The organism is Streptococcus canis (assembly GCF_900636575.1).
Classification (GTDB): domain Bacteria; phylum Bacillota; class Bacilli; order Lactobacillales; family Streptococcaceae; genus Streptococcus; species Streptococcus canis.
This window is the reverse complement of sequence record NZ_LR134293.1, coordinates 14,013-40,390: the sequence shown is the minus strand read 5'-3', so window position 1 is coordinate 40,390 and position 26,378 is coordinate 14,013. Positions and strand designations below refer to the sequence as shown.

General features: G+C 40.3%; 20 protein-coding genes. 17 read left to right on the top strand and 3 right to left on the bottom strand.

The features are described from left to right. Positions 1 to 230: 230 nt before the first annotated feature. The 4 genes from thrS (at position 231) to EL097_RS00145 (ending at position 5,002) form a co-directional block, all read left to right on the top strand. Complete coding sequence (thrS, locus tag EL097_RS00160; RefSeq protein WP_003047163.1) at positions 231 to 2,171, top strand: threonine--tRNA ligase; 1,941 nt, start codon at positions 231 to 233, stop codon at positions 2,169 to 2,171. A gap of 231 nt (positions 2,172 to 2,402) precedes the next feature. Then, a complete protein-coding gene (locus EL097_RS00155) occupies positions 2,403 to 3,395 on the top strand; it encodes an ABC transporter ATP-binding protein (protein WP_003047166.1) in 993 nt (330 codons plus the stop codon). Between the two features lies 1 nt (position 3,396). Further along, positions 3,397 to 4,215, top strand: coding sequence for an ABC transporter permease (locus tag EL097_RS00150; RefSeq protein WP_003047169.1), 819 nt, complete (start codon positions 3,397 to 3,399; stop codon positions 4,213 to 4,215). 1 nt (position 4,216) lies between these two features. Further along, positions 4,217 to 5,002 carry an ABC transporter permease gene (locus tag EL097_RS00145; RefSeq protein ID WP_003047173.1) on the top strand — a complete coding sequence of 262 codons (786 nt, stop codon included), beginning with the start codon at positions 4,217 to 4,219 and terminating at the stop codon, positions 5,000 to 5,002. Between the two features lie 374 nt (positions 5,003 to 5,376). Here EL097_RS00145 and EL097_RS00140 read toward each other — a convergent pair whose 3' ends face one another. The 3 genes from EL097_RS00140 to dhaS all read right to left on the bottom strand — a co-directional run bounded on the left by EL097_RS00140 (position 5,377) and on the right by dhaS (position 7,491). Continuing rightward, a complete protein-coding gene (locus tag EL097_RS00140) occupies positions 5,377 to 5,577 on the bottom strand; it encodes a hypothetical protein (RefSeq protein ID WP_003047176.1) in 201 nt (66 codons plus the stop codon). Positions 5,578 to 5,950: 373 nt separating this feature from the next. Next, positions 5,951 to 6,940 carry a DhaKLM operon coactivator DhaQ gene (dhaQ, locus tag EL097_RS00135; protein WP_003047178.1) on the bottom strand — a complete coding sequence of 330 codons (990 nt, stop codon included), beginning with the start codon at positions 6,938 to 6,940 and terminating at the stop codon, positions 5,951 to 5,953. Between the two features lie 14 nt (positions 6,941 to 6,954). Then, positions 6,955 to 7,491 carry a dihydroxyacetone kinase transcriptional activator DhaS gene (gene dhaS, locus EL097_RS00130; protein ID WP_039994787.1) on the bottom strand — a complete coding sequence of 179 codons (537 nt, stop codon included), beginning with the start codon at positions 7,489 to 7,491 and terminating at the stop codon, positions 6,955 to 6,957. 150 nt (positions 7,492 to 7,641) lie between these two features. Here dhaS and dhaK point away from each other — a divergent pair, with 150 nt between their 5' ends. The 13 genes from dhaK to EL097_RS00065 all read left to right on the top strand — a co-directional run bounded on the left by dhaK (position 7,642) and on the right by EL097_RS00065 (position 26,148). After that, the gene (gene dhaK / locus EL097_RS00125) at positions 7,642 to 8,631 is read left to right on the top strand and encodes a dihydroxyacetone kinase subunit DhaK (protein ID WP_003047183.1); all 990 of its coding nucleotides are present in this window, start codon (positions 7,642 to 7,644) and stop codon (positions 8,629 to 8,631) included. Positions 8,632 to 8,641: 10 nt separating this feature from the next. Beyond that, positions 8,642 to 9,217, top strand: coding sequence for a dihydroxyacetone kinase subunit DhaL (gene dhaL / locus EL097_RS00120; RefSeq protein WP_003047186.1), 576 nt, complete (start codon positions 8,642 to 8,644; stop codon positions 9,215 to 9,217). Continuing rightward, positions 9,217 to 9,591 carry a dihydroxyacetone kinase phosphoryl donor subunit DhaM gene (dhaM, locus tag EL097_RS00115; protein WP_003047188.1) on the top strand — a complete coding sequence of 125 codons (375 nt, stop codon included), beginning with the start codon at positions 9,217 to 9,219 and terminating at the stop codon, positions 9,589 to 9,591. Before dhaL ends, dhaM begins: the two co-directional genes overlap by 1 nt. 13 nt (positions 9,592 to 9,604) lie before the next feature. After that, positions 9,605 to 10,315 carry an MIP/aquaporin family protein gene (locus tag EL097_RS00110; RefSeq protein ID WP_003047191.1) on the top strand — a complete coding sequence of 237 codons (711 nt, stop codon included), beginning with the start codon at positions 9,605 to 9,607 and terminating at the stop codon, positions 10,313 to 10,315. Between the two features lie 395 nt (positions 10,316 to 10,710). Further along, positions 10,711 to 10,980 (top strand): hypothetical protein, encoded by a 270-nt coding sequence (locus EL097_RS10750; protein WP_003047194.1) that lies wholly within the window; start codon positions 10,711 to 10,713, stop codon positions 10,978 to 10,980. 208 nt (positions 10,981 to 11,188) lie between these two features. Next, positions 11,189 to 12,184 carry a DUF3114 domain-containing protein gene (locus EL097_RS00100; RefSeq protein ID WP_099982909.1) on the top strand — a complete coding sequence of 332 codons (996 nt, stop codon included), beginning with the start codon at positions 11,189 to 11,191 and terminating at the stop codon, positions 12,182 to 12,184. A 177-nt stretch (positions 12,185 to 12,361) separates the two neighbouring features. After that, positions 12,362 to 13,072: a response regulator YycF gene (yycF, locus tag EL097_RS00095; RefSeq protein ID WP_003047198.1), complete on the top strand. Its 711-nt coding sequence runs from the start codon at positions 12,362 to 12,364 to the stop codon at positions 13,070 to 13,072. Further along, on the top strand, positions 13,065 to 14,417 hold the full coding sequence (gene vicK, locus EL097_RS00090; RefSeq protein ID WP_003047200.1) for a cell wall metabolism sensor histidine kinase VicK: 1,353 nt from the start codon (positions 13,065 to 13,067) through the stop codon (positions 14,415 to 14,417). Before yycF ends, vicK begins: the two co-directional genes overlap by 8 nt. A 3-nt stretch (positions 14,418 to 14,420) precedes the next feature. Further along, positions 14,421 to 15,230 (top strand): MBL fold metallo-hydrolase, encoded by an 810-nt coding sequence (locus tag EL097_RS00085; protein WP_003047202.1) that lies wholly within the window; start codon positions 14,421 to 14,423, stop codon positions 15,228 to 15,230. A 101-nt stretch (positions 15,231 to 15,331) separates the two neighbouring features. After that, entirely contained in the window at positions 15,332 to 16,024 is a 693-nt protein-coding gene (gene rnc, locus EL097_RS00080) for a ribonuclease III (RefSeq protein ID WP_003047203.1), read from the top strand. After that, positions 16,025 to 19,570 (top strand): chromosome segregation protein SMC, encoded by a 3,546-nt coding sequence (gene smc, locus EL097_RS00075; RefSeq protein WP_129544904.1) that lies wholly within the window; start codon positions 16,025 to 16,027, stop codon positions 19,568 to 19,570. A 366-nt stretch (positions 19,571 to 19,936) separates the two neighbouring features. Next, positions 19,937 to 24,607, top strand: coding sequence for a S8 family serine peptidase (locus EL097_RS00070; RefSeq protein WP_129544903.1), 4,671 nt, complete (start codon positions 19,937 to 19,939; stop codon positions 24,605 to 24,607). Positions 24,608 to 25,629: 1,022 nt separating this feature from the next. Next, on the top strand, positions 25,630 to 26,148 hold the full coding sequence (locus tag EL097_RS00065) for a ClbS/DfsB family four-helix bundle protein (protein WP_003047214.1): 519 nt from the start codon (positions 25,630 to 25,632) through the stop codon (positions 26,146 to 26,148). The last annotated feature ends 230 nt before the right edge of the window (positions 26,149 to 26,378 follow it).

The following is a 26,378-nucleotide window of genomic DNA, read 5'->3' as shown; positions in this document are numbered from 1 at the left end:
AATTAAGGTGGAACCACGCTGATTGCGTCCTTTGGGATGCGGTCAGTTTTTTATTTTGGAAGTCTCACAATATTCTTTTTGAAAAAGGATGGAAGAATATTATCACAACTATCAAGAACTTAGTATCACTGCATCTAGATTGAGTTAGTTCTTCACCAACCTCTTGTTCCTAACTTGTTTTACTGTCCATGTTTAAGTGGAAATCTTAACTGACTTAAAGGAGAAAGCAAATGATTAAGATTACTTTTCCAGATGGCGCCGTGCGTGAATTTGAATCTGGCGTAACAACGTTTGAGATTGCTGAGTCAATCAGTAAATCTTTGGCTAAAAAAGCTTTGGCTGGTAAATTCAATGGCCAACTGATTGACACAACTCGTGCCATTAAAGAAGATGGCAGCATTGAAATTGTAACACCTGATCACGAAGATGCTTATGATGTCCTTCGTCATTCAGCAGCCCACTTATTTGCCCAAGCTGCAAAACGTTTGTTCCCAAATCTGCATTTGGGTGTTGGCCCTGCCATTGCAGAAGGTTTTTACTACGATACAGATAATGCTGAAGGACAAATTTCAAACGAAGATTTGCCACGTATCGAAGCTGAAATGCAAAAAATCGTGAAAGAAAACTACCCATGTATCCGTGAAGAAGTAACCAAAGAAGAAGCTTTGGAACTGTTCAAAGACGATCCTTACAAGATAGAATTGATTAATGAACATGCTGGTGCTGGCTTGACCGTTTACCGTCAAGGTGAATTTGTGGATCTTTGCCGTGGCCCCCATGTGCCGTCAACAGGACGCATTCAAGTCTTTCATCTTCTAAACGTTGCTGGTGCATACTGGCGTGGTAACAGCGACAACAATATGATGCAACGTGTCTATGGGACTGCTTGGTTTGACAAAAAAGATCTCAAAGCTTACTTGACTCGTCTTGAAGAAGCGAAAGAACGTGATCACAGAAAACTTGGTAAAGAGCTTGATTTGTTTATGATTAGCCAAGAAGTTGGTCAAGGCTTGCCATTCTGGCTACCAGATGGAGCAACTATTCGTCGTACACTTGAACGCTATATCACAGACAAGGAATTGGCTTCAGGCTATCAACACGTTTACACACCACCGCTTGCTTCTGTGGAATTGTATAAGACATCAGGTCACTGGGAGCACTACCAAGAAGACATGTTTCCTGTGATGGACATGGGAGATGGGGAAGAATTTGTCCTTCGTCCAATGAACTGCCCACACCATATTCAAGTTTATAAAAATCATGTGCATTCTTATCGTGAGTTGCCTATTCGTATCGCTGAACTTGGAATGATGCACCGTTATGAAAAATCAGGTGCCCTATCTGGCTTGCAACGGGTACGTGAAATGACCTTGAATGATGGTCACATTTTCGTGACACCAGAACAAATTCGTGATGAATTTAAACGCACGCTTCAGTTGATTATTGACGTTTACGAAGATTTCAACTTGACCGATTACCGTTTTCGTTTGTCATACCGTGATCCAGAAGATACTCATAAATATTATGACAATGACGAAATGTGGGAAAATGCGCAAGCCATGCTAAAAGGTGCCATGGATGACATGGGGGTAGACTACTTTGAAGCAGAAGGTGAAGCAGCTTTCTATGGGCCAAAATTAGATATTCAAGTGAAAACAGCTCTTGGTAACGAAGAAACCCTATCAACCATTCAGTTGGACTTCTTGTTGCCAGAACGTTTTGACCTCAAATATATTGGTGCTGATGGTGAAGAACACCGTCCAGTCATGATTCACCGTGGGGTCATTTCAACCATGGAACGTTTCACTGCTATCTTGATTGAAACTTATAAGGGTGCTTTCCCAACTTGGTTAGCGCCACACCAAGTGACTGTGATTCCAATTTCAAATGAAGCCCACATTGACTATGCTTGGGAAGTGGCAAAAATCCTTCGTGACCGAGGTGTACGTGCAGATGTCGATGACCGTAACGAAAAAATGCAATACAAGATTCGTGCCTCTCAAACCAGCAAAATTCCTTATCAATTGATTGTTGGGGATAAAGAAATGGAAGAGAAATCAGTTAACGTTCGCCGCTATGGTAGCAAGGCAACTCATACTGAATCTGTGGAAGAATTTGTGGAAAACATCTTGGCAGACATTGCTCGCAAGTCACGTCCAGATGCACAATAATAAAAGTCCTCTGGACTTATCAGAACGTAGGTAAATTCCATTTTTAGAAGGTGTCAATGACAATGATTTAATGATCATGATGTCAACTAACTCTTGAAACGCATATGTTATCGTGTTTCAGGAGTTTTTCTTTCTCAAAAACAAGCAAGCGGTTGCATTGTCTTTCTCATAGTGTTATAATAAATTGTTTAGTAACGTTGTTGAGATGATAACAGAAATGAGGAATGGTAAATGGTCATGATAGAAGTGTCCCACCTTCAGAAAAATTTTTCCAAAACCATTAAAGAGCCAGGGTTAAAGGGAGCTCTAAAGTCCTTTGTTCATCCCCAAAGAGAAACCTTTGAGGCGGTTAAAGACCTATCTTTTGAGGTGCCTAAAGGGCAAATTTTAGGTTTCATTGGAGCCAATGGTGCTGGAAAATCAACCACTATTAAGATGTTAACAGGTATTTTAAAGCCGACATCGGGTTATTGTCGGATTAATGGTAAAATCCCACAAGATAATCGCCAAGACTATGTGAAAGACATAGGAGCTGTTTTTGGTCAACGGACACAACTGTGGTGGGATTTGGCCTTGCAGGAGACCTATGCCGTTTTAAAAGAAATTTACGATGTGCCTGAAAAAGATTTTCGTAAGCGCATGGATTTTTTAAATGAGGTTTTGGACCTGAATGAGTTCATTAAGGATCCTGTACGAACCTTATCACTTGGTCAGCGTATGCGAGCTGATATTGCTGCTTCCTTGCTACATAATCCTAAAGTATTGTTTTTAGATGAGCCTACCATTGGGTTAGATGTTTCGGTGAAGGATAATATTCGGCGTGCCATTACGCAAATTAATCAAGAAGAAGAGACAACTATTTTACTGACGACTCATGATTTGAGCGATATTGAACAACTGTGCCATCGCATTATCATGATTGATAAAGGACAAGAGATTTTCGACGGGACAGTACCCCAAATGAAACAAGCTTTCGGGAAAATGAAGAGCTTGTCTTTTGAATTGAAGCCAGGGCAGGAGCAAGTGGTCTCACAGTTTATGGGCTTACCTGACATCACAGTGGAACGGCATGAGCTTAGTTTAGACATTCAGTATGACAGTTCGCGTTATCAAACAGCGGACATTATTCAAAAAACCATGGCTGATTTTGTGGTTAGGGATTTGAAGATGACTGATGTTGATATTGAGGATATTGTTCGTCGTTTCTACCGAAAGGAGCTTTAAGATGTGGTCATTTTGGAAACGCTATAGCCCCTTTCTCAGTGCAGGAATTCAGGAATTAATAACCTATCGCGTTAATTTCTTTTTGTATCGTATTGGAGATGTCATGGGGGCTTTTGTGGCTTATTACCTCTGGAAGGCTGTTTTTGATTCGTCCAAGCAATCCTTGATTAATGGTTTCACCCTTTCTGACATGACCTTTTACATTATCATGAGTTTTGTGACCACTTTACTGACCAAATCCGATAGTTCCTTTATGATTGGTGAAGAAGTGAAAGATGGTTCTATCATCATGCGCCTGCTTCGTCCCGTCCATTTTGCAGCCTCTTATCTCTTTATGGAAATTGGTTTTCGCTGGATTGTGCTAATAAGTGTCGGCTTCCCTTTTTTATTGGTCTTAACTGGCATTAAAGTCATGGCAGGGCTATCCATCTTGCAAGTTTTGGCCAGTAGTTTTCTTTATTTAGTTAGCCTTTTATTAGCTTTTTTAATCAATTTTTATTTCAATATTTGTTTTGGCTTCTCAGCATTTGTTTTTAAAAATCTTTGGGGATCTAATTTATTGAAAAATGCCTTGGTTGCCTTTATGTCAGGTAGTTTGATTCCACTGGCTTTTTTTCCTAAAATGGTTTCGACGGTGCTTAGTTTTCTACCGTTTTCCTCTTTGGTTTACACGCCAGTTATGATTGTAATTGGGAAATATAGCCTTAGTCAGATAATGGTGGCCCTAGGTTTGCAAATTGTTTGGTTACTGGTGATGGTAGTCTTATCGCAAGTCATCTGGAAAAAGGTTCAGTACCATTTAACAATTCAAGGAGGCTGAGATGGCAAAATTAAGACGCATGCATGCGATTTTTATCAAACAGTACCTCAAACAAATTATGGAATATAAGGCTGATTTTGTGGTGGGAGTGCTAGGTGTTTTTCTCACTCAGGGACTTAATCTGCTCTTTTTATCGGTACTTTTCCAACATATCCCTTCTTTAGAAGGCTGGACTTTTGAACAAATTGCGTTTATTTATGGCTTTTCTTTGATTCCAAAGGGGATTGATCACCTCTTTTTTGACAACCTTTGGGCCTTGGGGCAACGGCTTGTCAAAAAAGGTGAATTTGACAAGTACCTCACTAGACCAATTAGTCCTTTGTTTCATGTTTTGGTTGAAACTTTTCAAGTGGATGCCCTGGGTGAATTATTGGTTGGGGTGATCCTATTAGTGACCACTGCTGGTAGTATCGCATGGACTCTTCCTAAGGTGCTCTTGTTTATTCTGGTTATTCCTTTTGCGACCTTGATTTATACCTCTTTAAAAATTGCGACCGCCAGCATTTCTTTTTGGACCAAGCAGTCTGGAGCAGTTATCTATATTTTTTACATGATCAATGACTTTTCCAAATACCCTATGTCCATTTACCATTCCTTTTTGCGGTGGTTAATCAGTTTTGTCATTCCCTTTGCTTTTACAGCTTATTACCCTGCTTCTTATTTTTTAACAGGTCAGCACCTGTTCTTTAATATTGGAGGGTTGGTAGTGGTGTCGTTACTGGTATTTGCCTTGTCGCTCAAATTTTGGAAATGGGGCCTAGATGCTTATGAAAGTGCAGGTTCTTAGAAAAATTGGCATCAGAACAAGTAGGACACTTTTAATTAAAACAGATCACTAAAAAACCATAACTGAAATAAGGTCGTTCGAGACGGTTTCAGTTGTGGTTTTTAGGTTCTTTTTTTGAAGTTATGTCAAGACTTCTATGGCTGGCTATAATAAATTGTTATATTCCTGTTGATATCATCTTGTCTGTTGACAACAGAAGGATTTTCACCAGTGAAGAAAAAGAGTGCTTGTTGAGCATGGGTGATCTGGGCGACTTCTTTGATCAGTTGGTCAAAAACCTTTTCAGACTGGAGACTTTTGTCGCTGTAAGCTTTTAGTAATTGATTTCCCTTTGCTAATTCTTCTTTATTTCCTGAAGGTGATTGATGAATTTCTCAGTCCCCCTGAAGATCAGAGATACGAAAACTAGGGACATCAGGTTGCATGCTGAGATCAGAATTATAGAGATCTGCAAAAATTTCTTTAAAATGCAAATCAATTTCTACGGTTAGATTTAGGTAATCAAGGCGATAATGGTTGGCCATATCCTTACGGTAATTGTCATTTAATTCACGTTCTGCAATGAGGTAACTCATATTATCCTCATATTTAGTGGCATAAGGGGAGATAATAGAAGGGGTCTAGAGTCTCTAAATTAGAGCTTGTAAAGCTGTTGTTTTTGAAGCATAGTCTTTTACTCAATCCTTAATGAGGGAGGGTTATGGCGGATTTGTGTTATTGTTTCCTTGATGCCACCTTGTTCTGTGGTCAAGGCTTGCTTGGAAGGTGTTATCAGTAAAGTGATGCTGACAGCAAAACTGACTAGAAGTTTGGCAGCTGAATGAGATTTCTTCATGAAAATACCACGTTAACGATCTAGTCATTTGCCAATAAAATTCACATTAAAAGCAAAGTGTCAGAAGATAGAAGGTTTATTAAAAAATATCCATTGGGGCCTTAGGGGGATCACTACCAGGCATAAGCATTAGTAGGTGCTTGCAAATAATCTAGCCATAGCTTGTTTTTTAGTCGGCAAAGAGTAACAGAAATACCTGTCATATCAAGGCTGGTCATGAATTTTCCATTTTTGATAAAGGGGAGATGAAGCCCTTCTAGGTCTAATAATTGATGAATATCATTAAGAAAGATAGCTTGCTCTAACTCAGTTGTCGTCCCCAAATTATTGACAAGCAGGATAAAATGTTCCCCCTCTTGCCAGTGGAATTTGATTTGAAGTTTGTTGATGATTTCCACAGCCAGATGCTCTGAGGACATAAAAGGAACAGTGCGGTAGCCTTCTTCACCATGGATACCGATACCATAGGAAATCTGGCTATCAGGCAATTCAAAAAGTGGTCGTGGTGCATTTGGTAAGCTAGCTGATTTGGTTGCAAAACCGATGGTGGCAATCTCAGTAGCTAGGTCAAAGGCTAGTTCTTCCAAATTGTCCAAACTCGCTCCCTTTTGAGCGGCAGCGCCCAGTATTTTGTGGAGCAAAATAGTTCCAGCTAAGCCACGATGCCGCATTTGAAATTGCTTTTTGGGTTCAACCGAAATATCATCATGGGAAATGATGTATTTAATACGGTGGCCTTCTTGCCGTGCCAGATGAATGGCTTGGCTAAATTCACGAATATCGGCTTCAAAATTTTTGATAATGACAAAGACGCCCTTACCTTTATCAAGGAATCGCAGGGCTTCTAAGATGTCTGTGGCAGTAGGTGGGGTAAAAATATCGCCATAAATAGCGGCTGAGAGCATGCCATCCCCAACAAAGCCTGAATGGGCAGGTTCGTGTCCAGATCCTCCTCCAGATAAAATGGGAATCAGCTCATCATCGAGATGTCTATTGTAAATAATAGGTAAGTCCTGTAATTGAGCTAAGTGGGGATGAGCTGCTAAGACACTTGCCATATATTGGGAAATCAGGTTTTGGGTTTGATTTAAGATAGTTACCATAATGTTTTCCTTGTCTAACGAATGCTGGCTAAAATAAGCTGTTTGAAATAAGGGAGATAAAGCTTGGGCTCGTCCTGACTAACATAACCTTTAAGCATATCTGCCAGTGCTCTTGCATGGTAATGGGTTAAAAAGGCGAGGTAGTCAGAATCATCGGATTGGCTCATTTCCTGACTTTGGTATTCAGAAATGATTTTAGCCATTAAGACCTGGCAGTAGTCGACAAAGTAGCTGTAAAAGTCGTTTTGACCCTTGATGTCAAATAGTTGAGCATAAAACGTTTTGTTGCGTTCAAAATAAAAGAGCAACTCTTCTAACAGTTGAAAACCACTGATGTAATTGAGATTGTGTGTGACCTGTTCCTGAAGTTCAGTCTCAAAAATCCAGTCTAACAGTTCGTACTTATCCAGAAAATGATTGTAGAAGGTTTGCCGCCTGATTTGGGCTTGATCCATAATATCAACCACTGAAATTTTATCGAAACTTTTCACCGCCAGTTGTTTTTTGAAAGCCTTGGCAATTTTTTTCTTGGTAATGAGAGATGTTGCCATAAGTAATCCTTTACATGAAATATCTTCTGCCATTATACCTTATCAAAGGTATTTTAGAAAGAAAAGGGACAAATCTGATCATTTGTCCCTTACGTTTTTTGTTTGGCTATTTTATAATGAAAGCGTAAACAAAAAATCGGAGGAAGACCTATGAAAAAAATTATGAACGATGCCACTCAGATTGTGGATGACATGCTACAAGGACTTGCCTATATGCATGATGACTTGGTGGAACGCCTAGATGGCTTTGATGTCATTGTTCGTAAGGCAGAAAAAACAGGCAAAGTAGCTCTTATCTCAGGTGGTGGTTCTGGACACGAACCGTCCCATGCTGGTTTTGTTGGCGAAGGCATGCTTTCAGCAGCTATTTGTGGGGCGGTCTTTACCTCTCCAACTCCAGACCAAATTTTGGAAGCCATCAAGGCAGCTGATGAAGGTGCAGGTGTCTTTATGGTTATCAAAAATTATTCAGGCGATATTATGAATTTTGAAATGGCACAAGAATTAGCAGAAATGGAAGGCATTGATGTTGCCAGTGTTGTCGTTGATGATGATATTGCGGTTGAAAATAGCCTTTACACTCAAGGTCGTCGTGGGGTTGCGGGAACCATTCTTGTTCATAAAATTTTGGGACATGCTGCGCGTCAAGGCAAGTCATTAGCAGATATTAAAGCTTTGGCTGATGAATTAGTACCCAACATTAAAACCATTGGTCTAGCTCTGTCTGGAGCGACTGTACCTGAAGTTGGTAAACCTGGCTTTGTGCTTGAAGATGATGAATTTGAATACGGTGTTGGGATTCACGGTGAACCAGGCTACAAGAAAGAAAAACTGCAGTCATCAGCAGTCTTAGCTAAAGAATTGGTAGACAAATTGGCAGATAGCTTTGACATGAGTGTTGGCCAGCACTATGGCGTCTTGGTCAATGGTTTAGGGGCTACACCATTAATGGAACAATATGTCTTTGCGAATGATGTGGCTAAACTATTAGCAGAAAAAGGTGTGACGGTTAGCTTCAAGAAAATTGGTGACTACATGACATCTATTGACATGGCTGGTTTATCCTTGACCTTGATTAAACTTGACAAGGACGAATGGACAGAAGCCCTTCAATCAGACGTTATTACACCAGCTTGGTAAGGAGGAAATCATGCAAGCACAAGACGCAATCAAATGGATGACCTTGTTTAATGAGAAAATTCAGGTGAACAAGGATTACCTGAGTCAATTGGATACACCTATCGGAGATGGAGACCACGGTGGGAATATGGTCCGCGGCATGACTGCGGTCATGGAAAATCTTGACAGTAAGGAATTTGCTAGTGCAAAAGAGGTGTTTAAGGTCGTTGCTATGCAATTATTAGGTAAAGTTGGTGGCGCTTCAGGACCCTTGTATGGTTCTGCCTTTATGGGACTTTCAAAAGCTAGTGAGGATAGCAATTTAGCGGACGCTTTGCAGGCTGGATTGGACATGATCCAAAAACGTGGTAAGGCAGAAGTGGGTGAGAAAACCATGGTAGATGTTTGGACACCTGTTATCGAGGCCTTGAAAAATGATGGGCTAACCAAGGATGTAGTTGAAGGAGCTGTTTTAGCCACAAAAGATATTCAAGCTACCAAAGGACGGGCCTCTTATGTTGGGGAACGTTCAGTAGGTCATATTGATCCAGGTTCCTTTTCATCAGGTCTTTTATTTGAAGCCATGTTGGAAGCAGAGGTGGTTTAATGTCAGATTTGGGAATTATTATTGTATCGCATTCTAAAAACATTGCTCAGGGGGTTGTTGATCTGATTTCAGAGGTAGCAACAGATGTTGCCATTACCTATGTTGGAGGTACCGAAGATGGTGGTATTGGCACAAGCTTTGACCAAGTTCAAGCTATCGTGGATACCAACCCTAAGGATGACTTATTGGCTTTCTTTGATCTTGGATCAGCCCGTATGAATATCGAAATGGTTTCGGATTTTTCTGACAAGTCCATTACCTTAAATGTGGTTCCCATTGTCGAAGGAGCCTACACAGCTGCAGCTCTTATTCAGGCTGGTGCAGACAAGGAGGCTATTTTAAGTCAGTTAGAAGAATTAGCTATCAATAAATAGCAAGGAGCTTATCATGAATTTTATTGGTGAACTTTTGGGAACATTTATCTTAGTTTTACTAGGAGACGGCGTCGTTTCGGCCTGTGTTTTAAATAAAACGAAGGCTCAAAATAGTGGCTGGATTGCTATTGTTTTAGGCTGGGGAATTGCTGTAACCGTAGCAGTTTATATTAGTGGCTTTATGAGTGGTGCCCATTTAAACCCAGCAGTGACCCTTGCCATGGTGGCTGTCGGCTCCTTACCATGGTCACAAGTATTAACCTATCTTGTGGCTCAATTCCTTGGAGCCATGCTTGGAGCTCTAGTTCTCTATCTGCATTACTACCCATATTGGAAGGAAACCAAAGATGCTGGTACGATTTTAGCATGTTTCTCAACTGGACCAGCTATTCGTCACACTTGGTCAAATCTTTTTGGAGAAGCCCTAGGAACAGCTGTTTTAGTCATTACAGTAATGGCCATTGGCCCTAATAAGGTGGCTGCTGGTTTTGGTCCTTTAATCGTTGGTGTCGTGGTAATGGCAGTTGGTTTCTCACTTGGAGCAACGACAGGTTATGCCATCAACCCAGCGCGTGACCTCGGACCACGCATCATGCATGCCTTACTTCCAATCCCAAATAAGGGAGATTCTGATTGGTCATACGCTTGGATTCCAGTTTTAGGACCAATCCTTGGTGGGGTTGCAGGTGCCTTGATTTATCAACTGATTTTAAACATGATGTAATCACAGCAAAAGTTGAGTCTGAAGGCTCAGCTTTTTTTGGTGGCTAAGGAGCGTTCTTTTATAGATTTTCCCTTTCTTTGTCTCTAAGCTTTCAGTATAATAAAGTTATCCAACATGGAAAAATAGGTTGACAATAAGAAGATTACTAGCTGTCATGATTGCGTGCAACCAAAAGTTACCCAAAACCAGTCTTGTAGTTAATGTGATTTTAGAAAAAGCAGCGCAACCAAATGAAAATCTGGTCATAACAGATTCTTAATGCCTTCGGAAGATGAGGTTGGTGGAGTCAGGGCTGGCGCTTGAAGTACGATTTTTGAAAAAATAACCAGCTCAGTGGTTGATAGAATCCACCAGCAGTAGCCAGTTTGAGGCAAGGGCTGATAAAAATGTAGCGGATGGCTATCAGAAATGACCTATTTTGGGGAAATGAGTCCTGCTGGCTTAATTTTGAGGGACGACAAGGTGACTGGCTTAATCAACGGAGAGTGAAATGTCATCTGCCCAGTTTGGTGCAATTGGTCTTTCAATATCCAGAAGTTAAGGCAGCTACCGCTCTGAAGGTAGGGGACAATTTGAATCAAGCTGTTCTTTTGGTGTTGGTTTTGACTAAAGACCATTATTTGCCTGCTGTCAAAGACTTTCTAGCTTTTCAGCTTAGCCCTTGATAGTTGCCAAAGTATTATTTTCTTGTGGATCAACTCCCACTTAAAGATAGTGGTAAAATCAGTCGAGAAGCCCTATTTGCTTTATTAACAAATCATAAATATTCCTAGGAGTTGGAGAGGTTGCCGCAGTATTTCTCTGAGAGTCTTATCAGCCATCTTGGTTGGAGATATGGTATAATATGGTCAAAACTGACGGGGAGATAAGAGCATGGCACAAGCTATCTTAGCACGCTATCAGGCTTTGAGAAGTTATCAACAAGCAGGTCTGTCAAACCGAGCCTTTCAGGTCTTAGCAACAGAAGCAGTCATTGATAGTCGACTAGGGTCCTCTAGCTTTTGGCTGGTTTGGCCTATTGAAAAGCAAGAAAAAAACAGCAAAGAGTTACTGACATTTTTACTTGATTTAGTAGAGATGCCTATGGAACTGAGTGGCCAATTACAGGATACACAGGCGCTTTTGGCCCATTTTTCCCCTGATTTGGCACCGGACCATCTCTTTTGGAAAGAACTGGCCCACTTAGTAAATCAGGCCTTTCCTGACAAGTCATTGGGAAAGGAAGGAGATTTGGAGAGGCGGTTGCATCAATTTCGCTATGTGATTTCCAGCCAGCAGGCCCAGTATATTCGCTGCCATTATAAGGAAGGTGACATGACAGATGGTCAGGCCTTGGCTCTTTTTTTGAGAACTAAAAAAGGGCCTAGTCTCTGGCATGGGTCGTCAGATTATAGCTTAATGGATTCTGCCAGACTACATAACAAATTGAAAATTGAAGAGGACAAGGTCATTTTTCCAGACCAAGAGCTCTCTTATAATATTAAGGTTTTGCTTTGGTTTCATACCGAATTTATTCTTGACAGTAAGGGCTTTTTCCTTAATGAAATCGATGGAGAAGTGGTAACAGAAAAAGGGATTGTCAATGGGGCATCCTTTAATTATGGAACAAAAGGCCCTAGGCACTGGGACTTAGATGTGGATCCAACAAGACGCCACGACCCGAAGTTTAGACGGGAAGTGATACGAGGCTTTCGATCACCAACAAGAGTCTTTCGTCGGTGGTTTAAAAATCAGCAAGATGACTTTCACCTCTCTTACTTCAATGCTAAGGGGCTTTATAGTTTAAACCATAAGAGTAGCTTTGCTATGGTTAAACAAGCAGCTAGACAATTCAAACGTCAAATTCATCCATTCAAGGGCTGGTTTTGATCTGATAAACAGCTAAAAACAAGTGTAGCTACTGTAAACATGGCTGTAATTGTCAATTAAATAGGATTTTTGGTATAATCAGATAGAAATAAATATAGAAAGATAGGTCTGTGCCTTTTTGCTAAGCTTTGAGACACAAACTGTAATGACGATTACAAAACTTTCTGAGGTATAAACATGAAAAAAATACTGATTGTGGATGATGAAAAACCGATTTCTGACATTATTAAGTTTAACTTGACAAAAGAAGGTTATGACATTGTGACCGCTTTTGATGGCCGCGAAGCGGTTACTGTTTTTGAAGAAGAAAAGCCAGATCTCATTATTCTTGATTTGATGCTGCCCGAACTTGATGGACTTGAAGTAGCCAAAGAAATTCGTAAAACTAGCCATATCCCTATTATCATGCTGTCTGCTAAAGACAGTGAGTTTGACAAGGTTATTGGTCTTGAAATTGGAGCAGATGATTATGTGACGAAACCCTTCTCCAACCGTGAATTGTTGGCGCGTGTCAAAGCTCATTTACGTCGAACAGAGACCATTGAAACAGCCGTAGCAGAGGAAAATGCTTCTTCTGGTTCGCAAGAATTGACCATTGGTAATTTGCAAATTTTACCCGATGCTTTTGTGGCCAAAAAACATGGTCAAGAGGTGGAATTAACCCATCGTGAATTTGAATTATTACATCATCTAGCCAATCACATGGGGCAAGTAATGACACGTGAGCATCTACTTGAAACGGTTTGGGGCTATGATTACTTTGGCGATGTCCGTACTGTTGATGTGACTGTTCGCCGCTTACGTGAAAAAATTGAAGACACACCAAGCCGTCCCGAATATATTTTGACGAGACGTGGTGTTGGGTATTACATGAAATCTTATGACTAGAGATATCATCGGGAATTTATCCGCTTTTGAATTAGCGATTCTCTTATTGCTTGTTTTTGTTGCCTTTTACTTTATTCATTTAGCAGTGCGGGATTACCGCAATGCTCGTATTATTCGAATGATGAGCCACAAGATCAGGGATCTGATCAATGGTCGTTATACCGATATGATTAACGAAAAGGCTGACATTGAATTGATGGAATTGGCAGATCAATTAAACGATCTTTCAGATGTTTTTCGCTTAACCCATGAGAATCTTGCCCAGGAAAAAAATCGCTTGGCCAGCATTCTGGCCTATATGTCAGATGGCGTACTTGCCACAGACCGTTCTGGGAAAATCATCATGATTAACGAGACTGCCCGCAAGCAGCTTAATCTGACCAAGGAGCAGGCTCTTGAAAAGAACATTACCGATTTGTTGGAGGGAGATACCCCCTATACCTATCGTGAATTGGTTTCCAAAACGCCTGTTGTGACGGTCAATAGTCGCAATGACATGGGTGAGTTTGTGACATTACGTTTACGCTTCGCTTTAAACAGACGAGAAAGTGGTTTTATTTCTGGTTTGGTTGTGGTGCTCCATGACACTACAGAACAGGAAAAGGAAGAACGTGAACGCCGGTTGTTTGTTTCTAATGTGAGTCATGAGTTGAGAACACCTTTGACATCGGTGAAATCCTACTTGGAGGCTCTTGACGAAGGTGCCCTCACAGAAGATATTGCGCCAAGCTTTATCAAGGTTTCTCTTGATGAGACCAATCGAATGATGCGAATGATTTCCGATCTTTTGAACCTGTCTCGCATTGATAACCAAGTGACCCAGTTGTCAGTCGAAATGACCAATTTCACAGCCTTTATGACCTCTATTCTGAACCGATTTGACCTAGTTAAAAACCAACATACGGGTACAGGCAAGGTCTATGAAATTGTGAGGGATTACCCCATTACTTCTGTTTGGTTAGAAATTGACAATGACAAGATGACACAGGTTATTGAAAATATTCTTAATAATGCCATTAAATATTCTCCTGATGGTGGGAAAATCACTGTTCGCATGAAAACAACAGACACGCAGTTGATTATTTCCATTTCTGATCAGGGTCTCGGCATTCCTAAAAAGGATTTGCCCCTTATTTTTGACCGATTTTACCGTGTGGACAAGGCAAGAAGTCGTGCCCAGGGCGGTACTGGACTAGGCCTTGCCATTGCTAAAGAAATTATCAAGCAGCATCACGGCTTCATCTGGGCTAAAAGTGATTATGGCAAGGGATCAACCTTTACCATTGTCTTGCCTTATGAAAAAGATGCTGCCATTTATGAAGAATGGGAGGAAGATATAGATTAATTAATGATTGAAAGCGGTTTTAAATATAGTATTTTGGCATCTGGCTCCACAGGCAATTGTTTTTATTTAGAAACACCTAAAAAGCGCTTATTAATTGACGCGGGGTTGACTGGTAAGAAAATCACCAGTCTCCTTGCTGAAATTGACCGCAAGCCTGAAGATTTAGATGCTATTTTGATTACCCATGAGCACTCTGACCATATTAAGGGAGTGGGGGTCATGGCTCGTAAATACCATTTGGACGTCTATGCCAATGAAAAAACGTGGCAGTTGATGGATGAGCGCAATATGCTAGGAAAGCTTGATGCCTCACAAAAACATATTTTCCAAAGAGATAAGATGTTGACCTTTGGAGATGTTGACATTGAAAGTTTTGGGGTTAGCCATGATGCTGTTGATCCCCAGTTTTACCGTATCATGAAAGACAACAAATCGTTTGTAATGCTGACTGATACAGGTTATGTTAGCGATCGAATGACAGGTATTATTGAAAATGCAGATGGTTACTTGATTGAGTCCAATCATGACATTGAAATTTTGCGGTCGGGTTCTTACCCTTGGAGTTTAAAACAACGCATTTTGTCAGATCTGGGCCATTTGTCAAATGAAGATGGTGCTGGGGCCATGATTAGAAGCTTGGGGCATAAGACGAAAAAAATCTATTTGGGCCATTTGAGTAAAGAAAATAACATCAAAGAGCTGGCTCACATGACCATGGTTAACCAATTAGCCATGGCAGACTTGGGAGTTGGAACAGATTTTACGGTTCATGACACTTCCCCAGATACGGCCTGTCCCTTGACGGATATTTAAAATGTTTAGTAAATCACAAAAAGTCCACTTAGAACCAGTTTTCTAGGTGGATTTTTGATATACTAATAAGGTCTATTGACAAAAATGAAAGGGGTTTTTTTATGAAAAAACTTGAAGAGTTACTGGCAGCGTCTTTTAATATCTATTTTGAAGACCACACCTTATTAGAAACGGCCTTTACCCACACATCTTATGCCAATGAGCACCGCCTCCTAAACATTTCACATAATGAACGTTTGGAATTTTTAGGAGACGCTGTTCTGCAATTAATCATCTCAGAATATTTATTTGCTAAGTATCCTAAAAAAACAGAAGGTGACATGTCCAAGCTACGTTCCATGATTGTTCGTGAAGAAAGTTTGGCTGGTTTTTCACGTTTTTGTTCCTTTGATACCTATATCAAGCTCGGCAAGGGCGAAGAAAAATCGGGTGGTCGTAACCGTGATACTATTTTAGGAGACTTGTTTGAAGCCTTTTTAGGTGCTCTTCTCTTGGATAAAGGGGTTGATGAAGTTCGTCGTTTCTTGAAACAGGTCATGATTCCTCAAGTTGAGAAAGGGAACTTTGAAAAAGTTAAAGATTACAAAACCTGTCTGCAAGAACTCTTGCAAGCAAAAGGGGATGTGGTCATTGATTACCAAGTGGTTAGTGAAAAAGGCCCTGCTCACGCCAAACAATTTGAGGTAGCGGTAGTTGTCAATGAAGCTATTCTTAGTAAGGGGCTCGGCAAGTCCAAAAAAATAGCAGAGCAAGATGCTGCTAAAAATGCCCTAACCCAATTAAGTGAGGTCTAAATGTTTTTAAAAGAAATTGAAATGCAGGGCTTCAAGTCCTTTGCAGACAAGACTAGAATTGAGTTTGATAAAGGCGTAACAGCGGTTGTTGGTCCAAATGGATCAGGAAAAAGTAATATTACAGAAAGTTTGCGTTGGGCCCTTGGTGAATCGAGTGCCAAAAGCCTCCGTGGAGGCAAAATGCCTGATGTTATTTTTGCTGGAACAGAAAATCGTAGCCCTTTAAACTATGCGCAGGTAGCAGTGACTCTGGACAATTCAGATCACTTCATTAAAAATGCCAAAGAAGACATCCGTATTGAAAGGCATATTTATCGAAATGGAGATAGCGATTACTTAATTGATGGTCGCAAGGTAAGGCTTCGTGATATTCATGATTTATTTATGGATACAGGGCTTGGCCGTGATTCCTTTTCTATTATTTCTCAAGGTCGTGTTGAGGAAATCTTTAACAGTAAGCCCGAGGAACGGCGGGCTATTTTCGAGGAAGCTGCTGGCGTTTTAAAATACAAAATCCGTAAAAAAGAAACTCAAACTAAACTGAATCAAACACAGGATAATTTAGATCGTCTTGATGATATTATCTATGAATTGGATAATCAGTTGATTCCGCTTGAAAAACAAGCTAAGGTAGCCAAAGAATTTTTAGCACTGGATGCTAATCGCAAGCAGTTACAACTTGATATTATTGTAACGGATATTGGTCTTGACCAAGCTAAGCAGGCTGAAGATACTCAGTCACTAGACATGCTGAAACAAGACTTGGCTTCTTATTATGCAAAACGTCAGACTATGGAAGCAGACTATCAGAAGTTCAAGCAAAAGCGCCAAGCTCTTGGTCAGGAATCAGATCAGACCCAAGCAGATCTCCTAGAGTTGACCAAATTAATCTCAGATCTGGAAAAACAAATTGAGTTGGTCAAATTAGAAAGTAGTCAAAAAGCAGAGAAAAAAGCTGAAGCTAAGCAGCGTCTTGAGCAGTTGCAGCATCAGTTGACCAGTTTGAAGGCAGAAGAAAGTCAGCGTGCGGAGCATTTGTTGGACCTTGACCAAGAATTGAGCAACTTGAAGGAAAGATTAGACGGCTTAAGTCAAGAATTGGACCGTTTTTCCAGTGATCCAGACCAATTGATTGAAACCTTACGTGAAGCATTTGTAGGCTTGATGCAAGAGGAAGCTGAACTTTCTAACCAGCTAACTGCCTTGAAAGCGCAACTAGATAAAGAAAATCAGATACGTCAGAAACAAGCGCAAGAGTATCAAACCCTCATCGCTAAAACGGAGAGTTTGAGCCAAGCTTGTCAAGAAGCTCAGGAGCATTATAAGTCACAAAGTAAGCAAGTTAGTGACTTGCTTCAAAGCTACCAAGCCAGTGAGAAAGCTATCAGTCAATTGGAAAGCGACTATCAGGCAGAGCAGGGCCGAATGTTTGAGTTATTAGATCAGAAAAAAGCGAAGGAGGCTCGTAAGGCCAGTCTAGAAGCCATTCAAAAAAGCCATAGTCAGTTTTATGCAGGTGTGCGTGCGGTACTTCAGGCTGCCAAGCAATTGGGTGGTATCTTAGGTGCAGTGAGTGAGCATCTTTCTTTTGATGCTAATTATCAAACAGCTCTTGACATTGCTCTTGGAGCTGGTAGTCAGCATATTATTGTGGCAGATGAAGCTGCTGCTAAAAGAGCTATTGCTTATTTGAGAAAAAACCGTCAAGGACGGGCAACTTTCTTGCCGTTGACCACTATTAAGGCACGTTCCTTATCGGAAAATCACCAACACCAACTAGCCACTTGTGACGGCTATTTAGGCACTGCTGAATCTTTGGTACGTTATGAGAAGAGTCTTGCGGCCATTGTTCAGAACCTTTTAGGTAGCACTGCTATTTTTGAAACCATTGACCAAGCCAATCATGCTGCACGTCTACTTGGTTATAAAGTGAGAATCGTTACCTTGGACGGCACCGAATTACGTCCTGGGGGCTCTTTTTCTGGTGGTGCTAATCGTCAGACTAACACAACCTTTATCAAGCCAGAATTAGAGCAGGTTGATAGGGATTTAGGTCAATTAGCTGAGCAGTTAAAGGCAGCTGAACAAGACGTAGCTGCCTTGCAAAGTAACCTGAGACTCAAAAAAGAAGAGCAAGCTCAATTGAAACAGGCTGGTGAGCAGGCTCGCTTGGCAGAGCAAAAGGCACAAATGGCCTACCAGCAGCTGCAGGAAAAACAAGAAGATTCCCAAGCCTTGTTGGTTGCTCTTGGTCAAAATCAGGCAAATGGTTCTGACCAATCGCTATTAGCTGATCAAATTCGTATTGAAGAAACTTTGGTAGTCATTGCCCAGAAAAAGGCTGATTTGACTCATGACATCAACGATATTAAGGAAAATAAGGACTTGATCAAGCAAAAAACAGATCACCTTAATCAAGCCTTGTCCCAAACCCGTTTGGAGGAAAGGGACTTGCTCAATGAGAAGAAATTTGAACAGGCCAATCAAAATCGTCTAAGCGCTCAATTACAGCAATGCCAGCAAGACATTACCAACCTTGAAGGTTTTTTGACTAGCCATGTGAGCCAAGATAATATTCAACAATTGCCACACTGGCAAGAGCAATTAGAGGAAGCTTTGGCGCGTCAGTCTAAGTCTCAAGAACGGTTAGTACAACTAAGGTTTGAGATGGAGGATTATGAGGCACGGCTTGAAGAATTAGCAGAGCAGATGACCAAAGAAAGTGAGAAAAATGAAGCCTTTATTCGTCGTCAAACTCAGCTAGAAGCTCATTTGGAACAGGTTACTAACCGTCTTCGGACCTATGCGAGAAGTCTGTCAGAAGATTTCCAAATGACTTTAGAAGAAGCTAGGTTAGCTGCTAATACGATTGACCAATTAGCAAGTGCAAGAGAGGAGCTCCAAAGTCTGCAAAAGGCCACTCGAGCTCTGGGACCAATCAACAGTGATGCCATTGCTCAATATGAAGAAGTTTACGAACGTCTAACCTTCCTAAACAGTCAAAAGGCTGATCTTATGAAGGCTAAAAACCTCTTGCTAGAAACAATCAGTAGCATGGATAGTGAAGTGAAGGCTCGTTTCAAAGTAACCTTTGAAGCCATTCGTGAGAGTTTTAAGGAAACCTTTACTCAAATGTTTGGTGGGGGTTCTGCAGATTTAATGCTGACAGAAACAGATCTACTCTTTGCTGGAGTTGAGATTTCTGTGCAACCTCCAGGTAAAAAAATTCAATCCCTGAACTTGATGTCAGGTGGGGAGAAAGCTTTGTCAGCACTGGCGTTATTATTTGCCATTATCCGTGTCAAAACCATTCCTTTTGTCATTCTAGATGAAGTTGAAGCTGCCCTAGATGAAGCGAATGTCAAACGCTTTGGTGATTACCTTAACCGATTTGATAAAGCTAGTCAATTTATTGTCGTGACACATCGTAAGGGAACAATGGCAGCGGCAGATAGCATTTACGGGATTACAATGCAAGAATCTGGGGTATCTAAAATTGTCTCTGTTAAACTGAAAGATTCCCAAGACCTAGCCTACTTGTCCTAAACTAGTTAATAGTATAGGGGAGGTCCTCTTAGAAAAGCATTTTAGATGATATTAATCTTAGAAAAAATGAAAGATACCAAAGACTGCTATTGATCAGTTCGTAGGTATCTTTTTTGTGTCATTTGAGTCCTGAGAAGAGAAATGCTCAGAGTCTTAAAGAAAATGAAACTTTCTTTTTAAAGTCCCATCTTGTGATGTTGCTGCTATTTTAGTGCTTAAAATTCCCCAAAATTCGCTAGTAATTAACGCTAATAATGAAATCTTTTTTAAGAAAATAATGATTTTTAAGAATGAATTTTCAGAAAATTGTAGAATTTTTTTATTTTTTATGATTTAATAAGTTTATTACAAATAAAGGAGTAGTTTATGAACACAAAACAACGTTTTTCTATCCGTAAATACAAAATAGGCGCAGTGTCTGTTTTGTTGGGAACTCTGCTTTTTATGGGCGGAGTATCTAGCGTTTCTGCAGATGCCATCACAAGTGATCACTCAGATTCAAGTATTGTTCAGGTAGCTTCCTCACCAGCTACTACTTCTCACATAGCAGAAGGAGCCCAAGAGTCAGCACCAGTTGTCCCAATGACCCATGCCTTGTCTTCTCGTTCTGAAACAGATGTTAAGCTAACCCCAATGTCGACGCCTAGTGATGTTATGGAAACTCCTCTTTCAAGTGAGCCGTTGGCAGACGAAGTTGACCGCCTAGCTATTGGTGAAAACGAAGCCACTCCCCAAAATATCGACAGTAACAAGATTATTGCTCTCCCTAAGGTGTGGGATAGTGGTTATAAAGGTCAAGGAACAGTCGTTGCTGTAATTGATTCGGGTCTTGATAGTCAGCACGATGTTTTACAATTGTCAGATCTAAGTCAAGCGAAGTATCAGTCAGAAGAGCAACTGAATGTAGTCAAGCAAAAAGCAGGTATCACTTATGGTAAATGGTACAACAACAAGGTGATTTTTGGTTACAATTATGTGGATGTTAATACAGAATTAAAAGAAGCTGAAAGTGCCTCTCATGGCATGCATGTGACAGGAATTGCGACCGGGAATCCTAGTCAGCAAGATACAGGAGAGTTAATTTATGGGGTTGCTCCAGAAGCACAAGTAATGTTTATGCGGGTCTTTTCTGATTTGAAAAAAGGAACTGGTCCAGCCCTTTATGTCAAAGCCATCGAAGATGCCGTCAAGTTAGGTGCAGATAGCATTAACCTTAGCTTAGGAAGTGCGAATGGTTCTCTAGTCAATGCCGATGACCGTTTGACAGCAGCTATTGAACAGGCGAGACAGGCAGGTGTTGCTGTGGTGATTGCTGCTGGAAATGACGGTACTTTTGGCAGTGGTGCTTCCAATCCATCAGCCCTCTATCCTGATTATGGATTAGTGGGTAGCCCATCAACGGCAAGAGAAGCCATTTCAGTAGCGTCTTACAATAATACTAGTCTGGTTAATCGTATTTTTACCATCAAAGGGTTAGAAGGAGATGCTAGTCTTAATAAGGATTTAGCTGCCTATGCTGACCCGCAAGTGAGTGACAAGTCTTTTGAATTAAACAAGGAATATGACTATGTCTATGTTAATAAAGGAGAAGACAAAGATTATGAAAACAAGGTATTAACAGGTAAGCTTGCTCTGATTGAACGTGGGGAGATCACCTTCTCAGAAAAGGTTGCCAATGCCATTAAGCATGGTGCTGCTGGTGCTATTGTGTTTAATAACAAGGCTGGCGAAGCCAACATAAACATGACACTTGCTGAAACCGCCCGTGCTATCCCTGCGATTTTTATTCAAAAAGAATTTGGTGACGCGCTTAAAGATAAACACTATAAGTTAGTCTTTAATGGCTTGAAACAAAAACAGGCCAACCCCAAAGCAGGGTTGCTCTCTGACTTTTCAAGTTGGGGATTGACCACTGATGGGGAGTTGAAACCTGACTTGGCGGCACCAGGAGGTTCTATCTATGCCTCTATCAATGATAATCAATACGATATGATGAGTGGCACCAGTATGGCCTCTCCTCATGTGGCTGGTGCAGCGGCTCTAGTCAAACAATATTTGCTCAAAAACTATCCAAGCATGCCAAAAGATGAGATGGAAACGACTATCAAGTATTTGCTCATGAGCACAGCAAGGGCTCACCTTAACTCCGAAACCAAAGCTTATACTTCACCCCGTCAACAGGGAGCAGGTATTATTGATGTTGCGGCAGCTATTCAAACGAACCTCTACCTTACAGGTGGAGAGGAAAACTATGGCAGTGTGACTTTAGGAAATGTGGAAGATCGTATCCAATTTGATGTTACCCTTCATAATATCGGTTCAGTTGCTAAAGAATTGACCTATCAGACCTACCTCAATACAGACCAAATCAAAAATGGTTTTGTTACCTTAGCCCCAGAACAATTGGCTGTTATCAAGGGCGAAAAAATCCGTGTAGAAGCAGGTCAGACCAAAACCATTACCATTGATATGGATGTCACTCCATTTCATCAACGACTACACCAGCTTATGCCAAATGGCTATTTCCTAGAAGGGTTTGTTCAGTTTACGGACCCTGTTGATGGTGGCGAGATCGTTAGCCTACCCTATGTAGGTTTTAAAGGAGCCTTTCAGAATCTAGCTGTGCTAGAAAAACCAATCTACGATATTGTGGCTAATCAAGAAGCTGGTTTTTACTTTACACCCGATGCAACTAAAGCGATTCCAGAATCAGAAGCTTATACAGCCCTGATGACTACTAGCTCAGATAAGATTTATTCGACAGGTGAGACAAGTCCTATCACATTAAAGGTTTTAGGAACCTATCAATCCCCAGATGGTAAGTTTACTTTGGAATTAGACAAAGATGGCAAGCCACATCTGGCTATTTCCCCAAATAATGACCAAAACCAAGACTCGCTAGCCTTAAAAGGTGTTTTTCTACGGACTTTCAACAATTTGAGAGCTAAGGTTTATCGTGCAGATGATAAAGCGTTCAAAACACCTTTATGGACGAGTGATGCACAATTTGGAAACAAAAATTATTATAGTGGCAATCCTGATAAACCCAAATCAAGTCTCTTGTTTGGCACAGAATGGGACGGAACGACAACAGAGGGGCTACCATTAGAAGATGGTCGCTATAAATATGTGTTAAGCTACTATTCAGATGTTCCAGGTGCTAAAAAGCAAGAAACCGTTTTTGATGTTATTTTGGACAGGCAATCTCCTACTTTAACAACAGCTACTTATGATGAGCAAAAGCGTCGCTTTAAAGCTCGTCCCGCTGTGGAACACGGAGAATCTGGTATCTTTAGAGAGCAAGTTTTCTATCTGAAAGCAGATCAAGAAGGGCATTACAATAATATCCTTCGCAAAGAAGGTGAAGACGGTGTTCTTATCCAAGATAATAAGGTCTTTATTTCGCAAGAAGCTGATGGCAGTTTTCTCTTACCAGCAGAGGTAACTGACTTTAGCCATGTGTATTACGTGGTGGAAGATTATGCAGGTAACCGTGTTTCAGCAACCTTAGCGGACTTGATGAGCATTGGAAATGACAAGGGGCTTGTTAGCGTGAAAATCTTTAGCCCTGAACTCAATAGCAATATTAACTTGGAATTCTCCTACACGGTCAAAGATGAGAAGGGGAATGTCATTACCAAAGAACACCACGGTCAAGACCTCAATACCCTGAAATTACCATTTGGAACCTACACCATTGATTTATTCTTGTACGATGAAGAACGCGCAAAACTAACCAGTGCTCCGAGTGTAACAGTAGTCCTTTCTGAAGAAGACAGTGTTAAAGAAGCCATCTTTACCGTAGATAGTTTGACGAAAGCTTCCTATCTCGTTGATATTGACAAGGAATTGCCAAAAGGCTCATCTGTGCATTTGATTAATCAAAGCGGGGCTGACATTAACTTACCGAGAGCTACATATTCCCGTACAGATTATGGTAAATTTGTGCCAAGGGGTGATTACAAATTAGTCTTAACCTTGCCAATAGGTTACGAGGTGCTAGAAAATCTTGATGAGTTACTAGTCTCAGTTCTTGATAACGAAGTTAATGTTACCAAGTTAACGCTCATCAACAAAACAGGCTTGTTAGCAACTCTAGCAGACCAAAGCGATCTTATTTTAGACCCTGTCTTTTACAATGCTAGTGTTGATTTGAAAATGGCTTACCTCAATAGTTTGGAGAAGGCTCAAACCTTGCTCAAAAGTAAGGCTCAACAAGCAGTCATTGACCAAGCCGTTACGAGTCTAATCGAAGCCTGGCAAGCTCTTAATGGCAAAGCAACCGATTTGACAGCCTTGACCAATGAAATCCTTGAAGAAGTTAGTGTGACAGCTAGTCAATCCTTCAGAAACGCTAGTCCATTGAACAAGGAAACCTATCAAAACCAATTGGCAGCAGCTAAAGCATTACTCCAAAAAGCAAAGGTTAGTCAGGAAGAAGTAGAACAGGCTCTAGCAGCTCTGGTCACTGCCAAAGAGCATGTGTTAGGGCATCAGACAGACTATACTGCCCTCCGTCAAATGGTCACCAAAGCAGCAGTTCTCAAGCAAACTGCAGCCAAGTACCAAATGGCAAGCCAGTCTAGCAAAGAAGCATACAACAACTTGTTAGCAGCTGCTCAAAACCTCTTGGAAACTCAAGGAGCTACTCAGGCAGAAGTGGATGCCCTTCTGGAACAAATTAAGGCAGCAGAACAAGCTTTGGATGGGAAAGGTAATCTCTCATCCCAAGAAAATGCTCATCATACAGAAGAACAAGGCTTACCAGAAGAGTCACAAGAAGCCCCACCTCATTCCATGTTACTGGGACAAAAAGACTTACGAGAAAGCGAGGTTGCTCAGAAGCGTGCCCAAAGGGTCTTCGCCTTGATCAAGGAGCCTAAAACATCACTGGATCGGGCTGCCGCAAATAGGGGCAAGCAGCTAGAAAACTTACCACAAACAGGTGATGAATCTCCTCAATTATTACTGATTAGTTTAGGCTTTGTCAGCTTACTACTGATTGTTCCACTAGGCTTCAAACGGTCTAAGAATTAACAAGACCCTGTAGCCCAGCTAAATGAAATAGTAAAAAGCATTAGGTCGTGTTCTTTTGAGGAAAGCACCAGCTAATGCTTTTGCAATTTGTAAACTAAATTGGTAACTTCTCTCAAAGTCCTGCAAAGGCTAAAAAGGGGTCATTTAAGTTCTACCTTAACCCGTGCTGTCCCATTTTTAAGCTTCTATGTTATAATAAAAGGGCATGACTCAAAAGAAATAGTAGGAAATAACATGATTAAATTAGTAGCAACAGAAATAAGAAGAAGTTAATTGATACAATTTAACGTAATAAAATCCTTGAAATCAGCAAATTTCAAGGATTTTTTGGTGATCTTATGGATAGCATTGAGGAAATAAAACTTTTTAGAGGAGTTGAGTTTGGCTCTCAGCATTGTAATCGTTAAATAGTGTCAAATCGTTAAATAATGTGATATTACCAAATACGCATCATGTGGAGGTAGTCGGACTGCTGGTGAGAGAGGGATAAAGCCCACCGTTTCAGGGTTTAGAAAAGCCTTGATTTCAAGCCTTTTTTGAATTTTTTGGTGAAGTATCAATCAAACAATCTGAAGTGAGGTAGTTGGATTGATAGCGGTAAAGTATAAAATTTATTCCCACATACGCAGAGGGGGTGCAAAATGTTCTGACAGGTAGGGTGTCTGTGGGAATAGTTTTGCCCCCACTTTTTTGATTTTCTGATATCACCAAGATGGTCGATAGAAGTGTGAGTTCTATATGTTGATACTACATATTTTAAAGTTAGTATTTTTAAATCAGTAAAATAATATCCTTATTTTAACATTTAGAGAAAAGTAGTATAATAATAGAAAAGAAGAGAGTTCGTGGTTGTTAATAGATATAATCTTGTTTACAATCAGAATATTTCTGAGAATAGTCACTGCCTTTTAAAAGCTTCATTCGTAAAAGGTATAGAAATATAATATTTTTTGAAGAGGTAAAGGAGAAAATAAGATCTGTTTAATTTAGGGTACTGATAAATCAGAATGGAGGTGATTTTTTTGCGAACATACGAAAATAAAGAAGAGCTGAAAAAAGAAATAAGTAAAGCATTTGAGAAATATATTTCAGAATTTAATAATATTCCGGAAACCTTAAAAGATAAAAGAGTTGATGAAGTTGATAGAACTCCAGCTGAGAATCTTGCTTATCAGGTTGGATGGACAACTTTGATTCTTAAATGGGAAGAGGATGAAAGAAATGGACTTCAAGTTAATACGCCATCAGATAACTTTAAATGGAATCAACTAGGCGACTTGTATCAATGGTTCACAGATACTTACGCTCAATTATCTCTACAAGAGCTAAAAGCCAAACTAAATAAAAACATTAATTCTATTTATGCCATGATTGATGCACTAAGTCAGGAAGAATTATTTAAACCACATATGAGAGAATGGGCTGATCAGGCGACTAAAACAGCGACTTGGGAAGTATATAAGTTTATTCATGTTAATACAGTTGCACCTTTTGGAACTTTCAGAACAAAAATCAGAAAATGGAAGAAGGTAGTATTATAATTGTAGCTTGTAAAATAAAAATTTCATAAAATTGTTTACTAGAGGCGATAAAGAAAAACTATCGTCTTTTTTTATAAATCCTACTTACTTCATTGAACTATCCTTTATTTAATACTATATAGTGCTATCATGTTACTTCATTCAATATTTTAAAAATAATATGTTTTTGACTACATAATATTGAAATAATATTTTTTATTTTACTTTTCTTAAGCTAAGCGCTATATTAT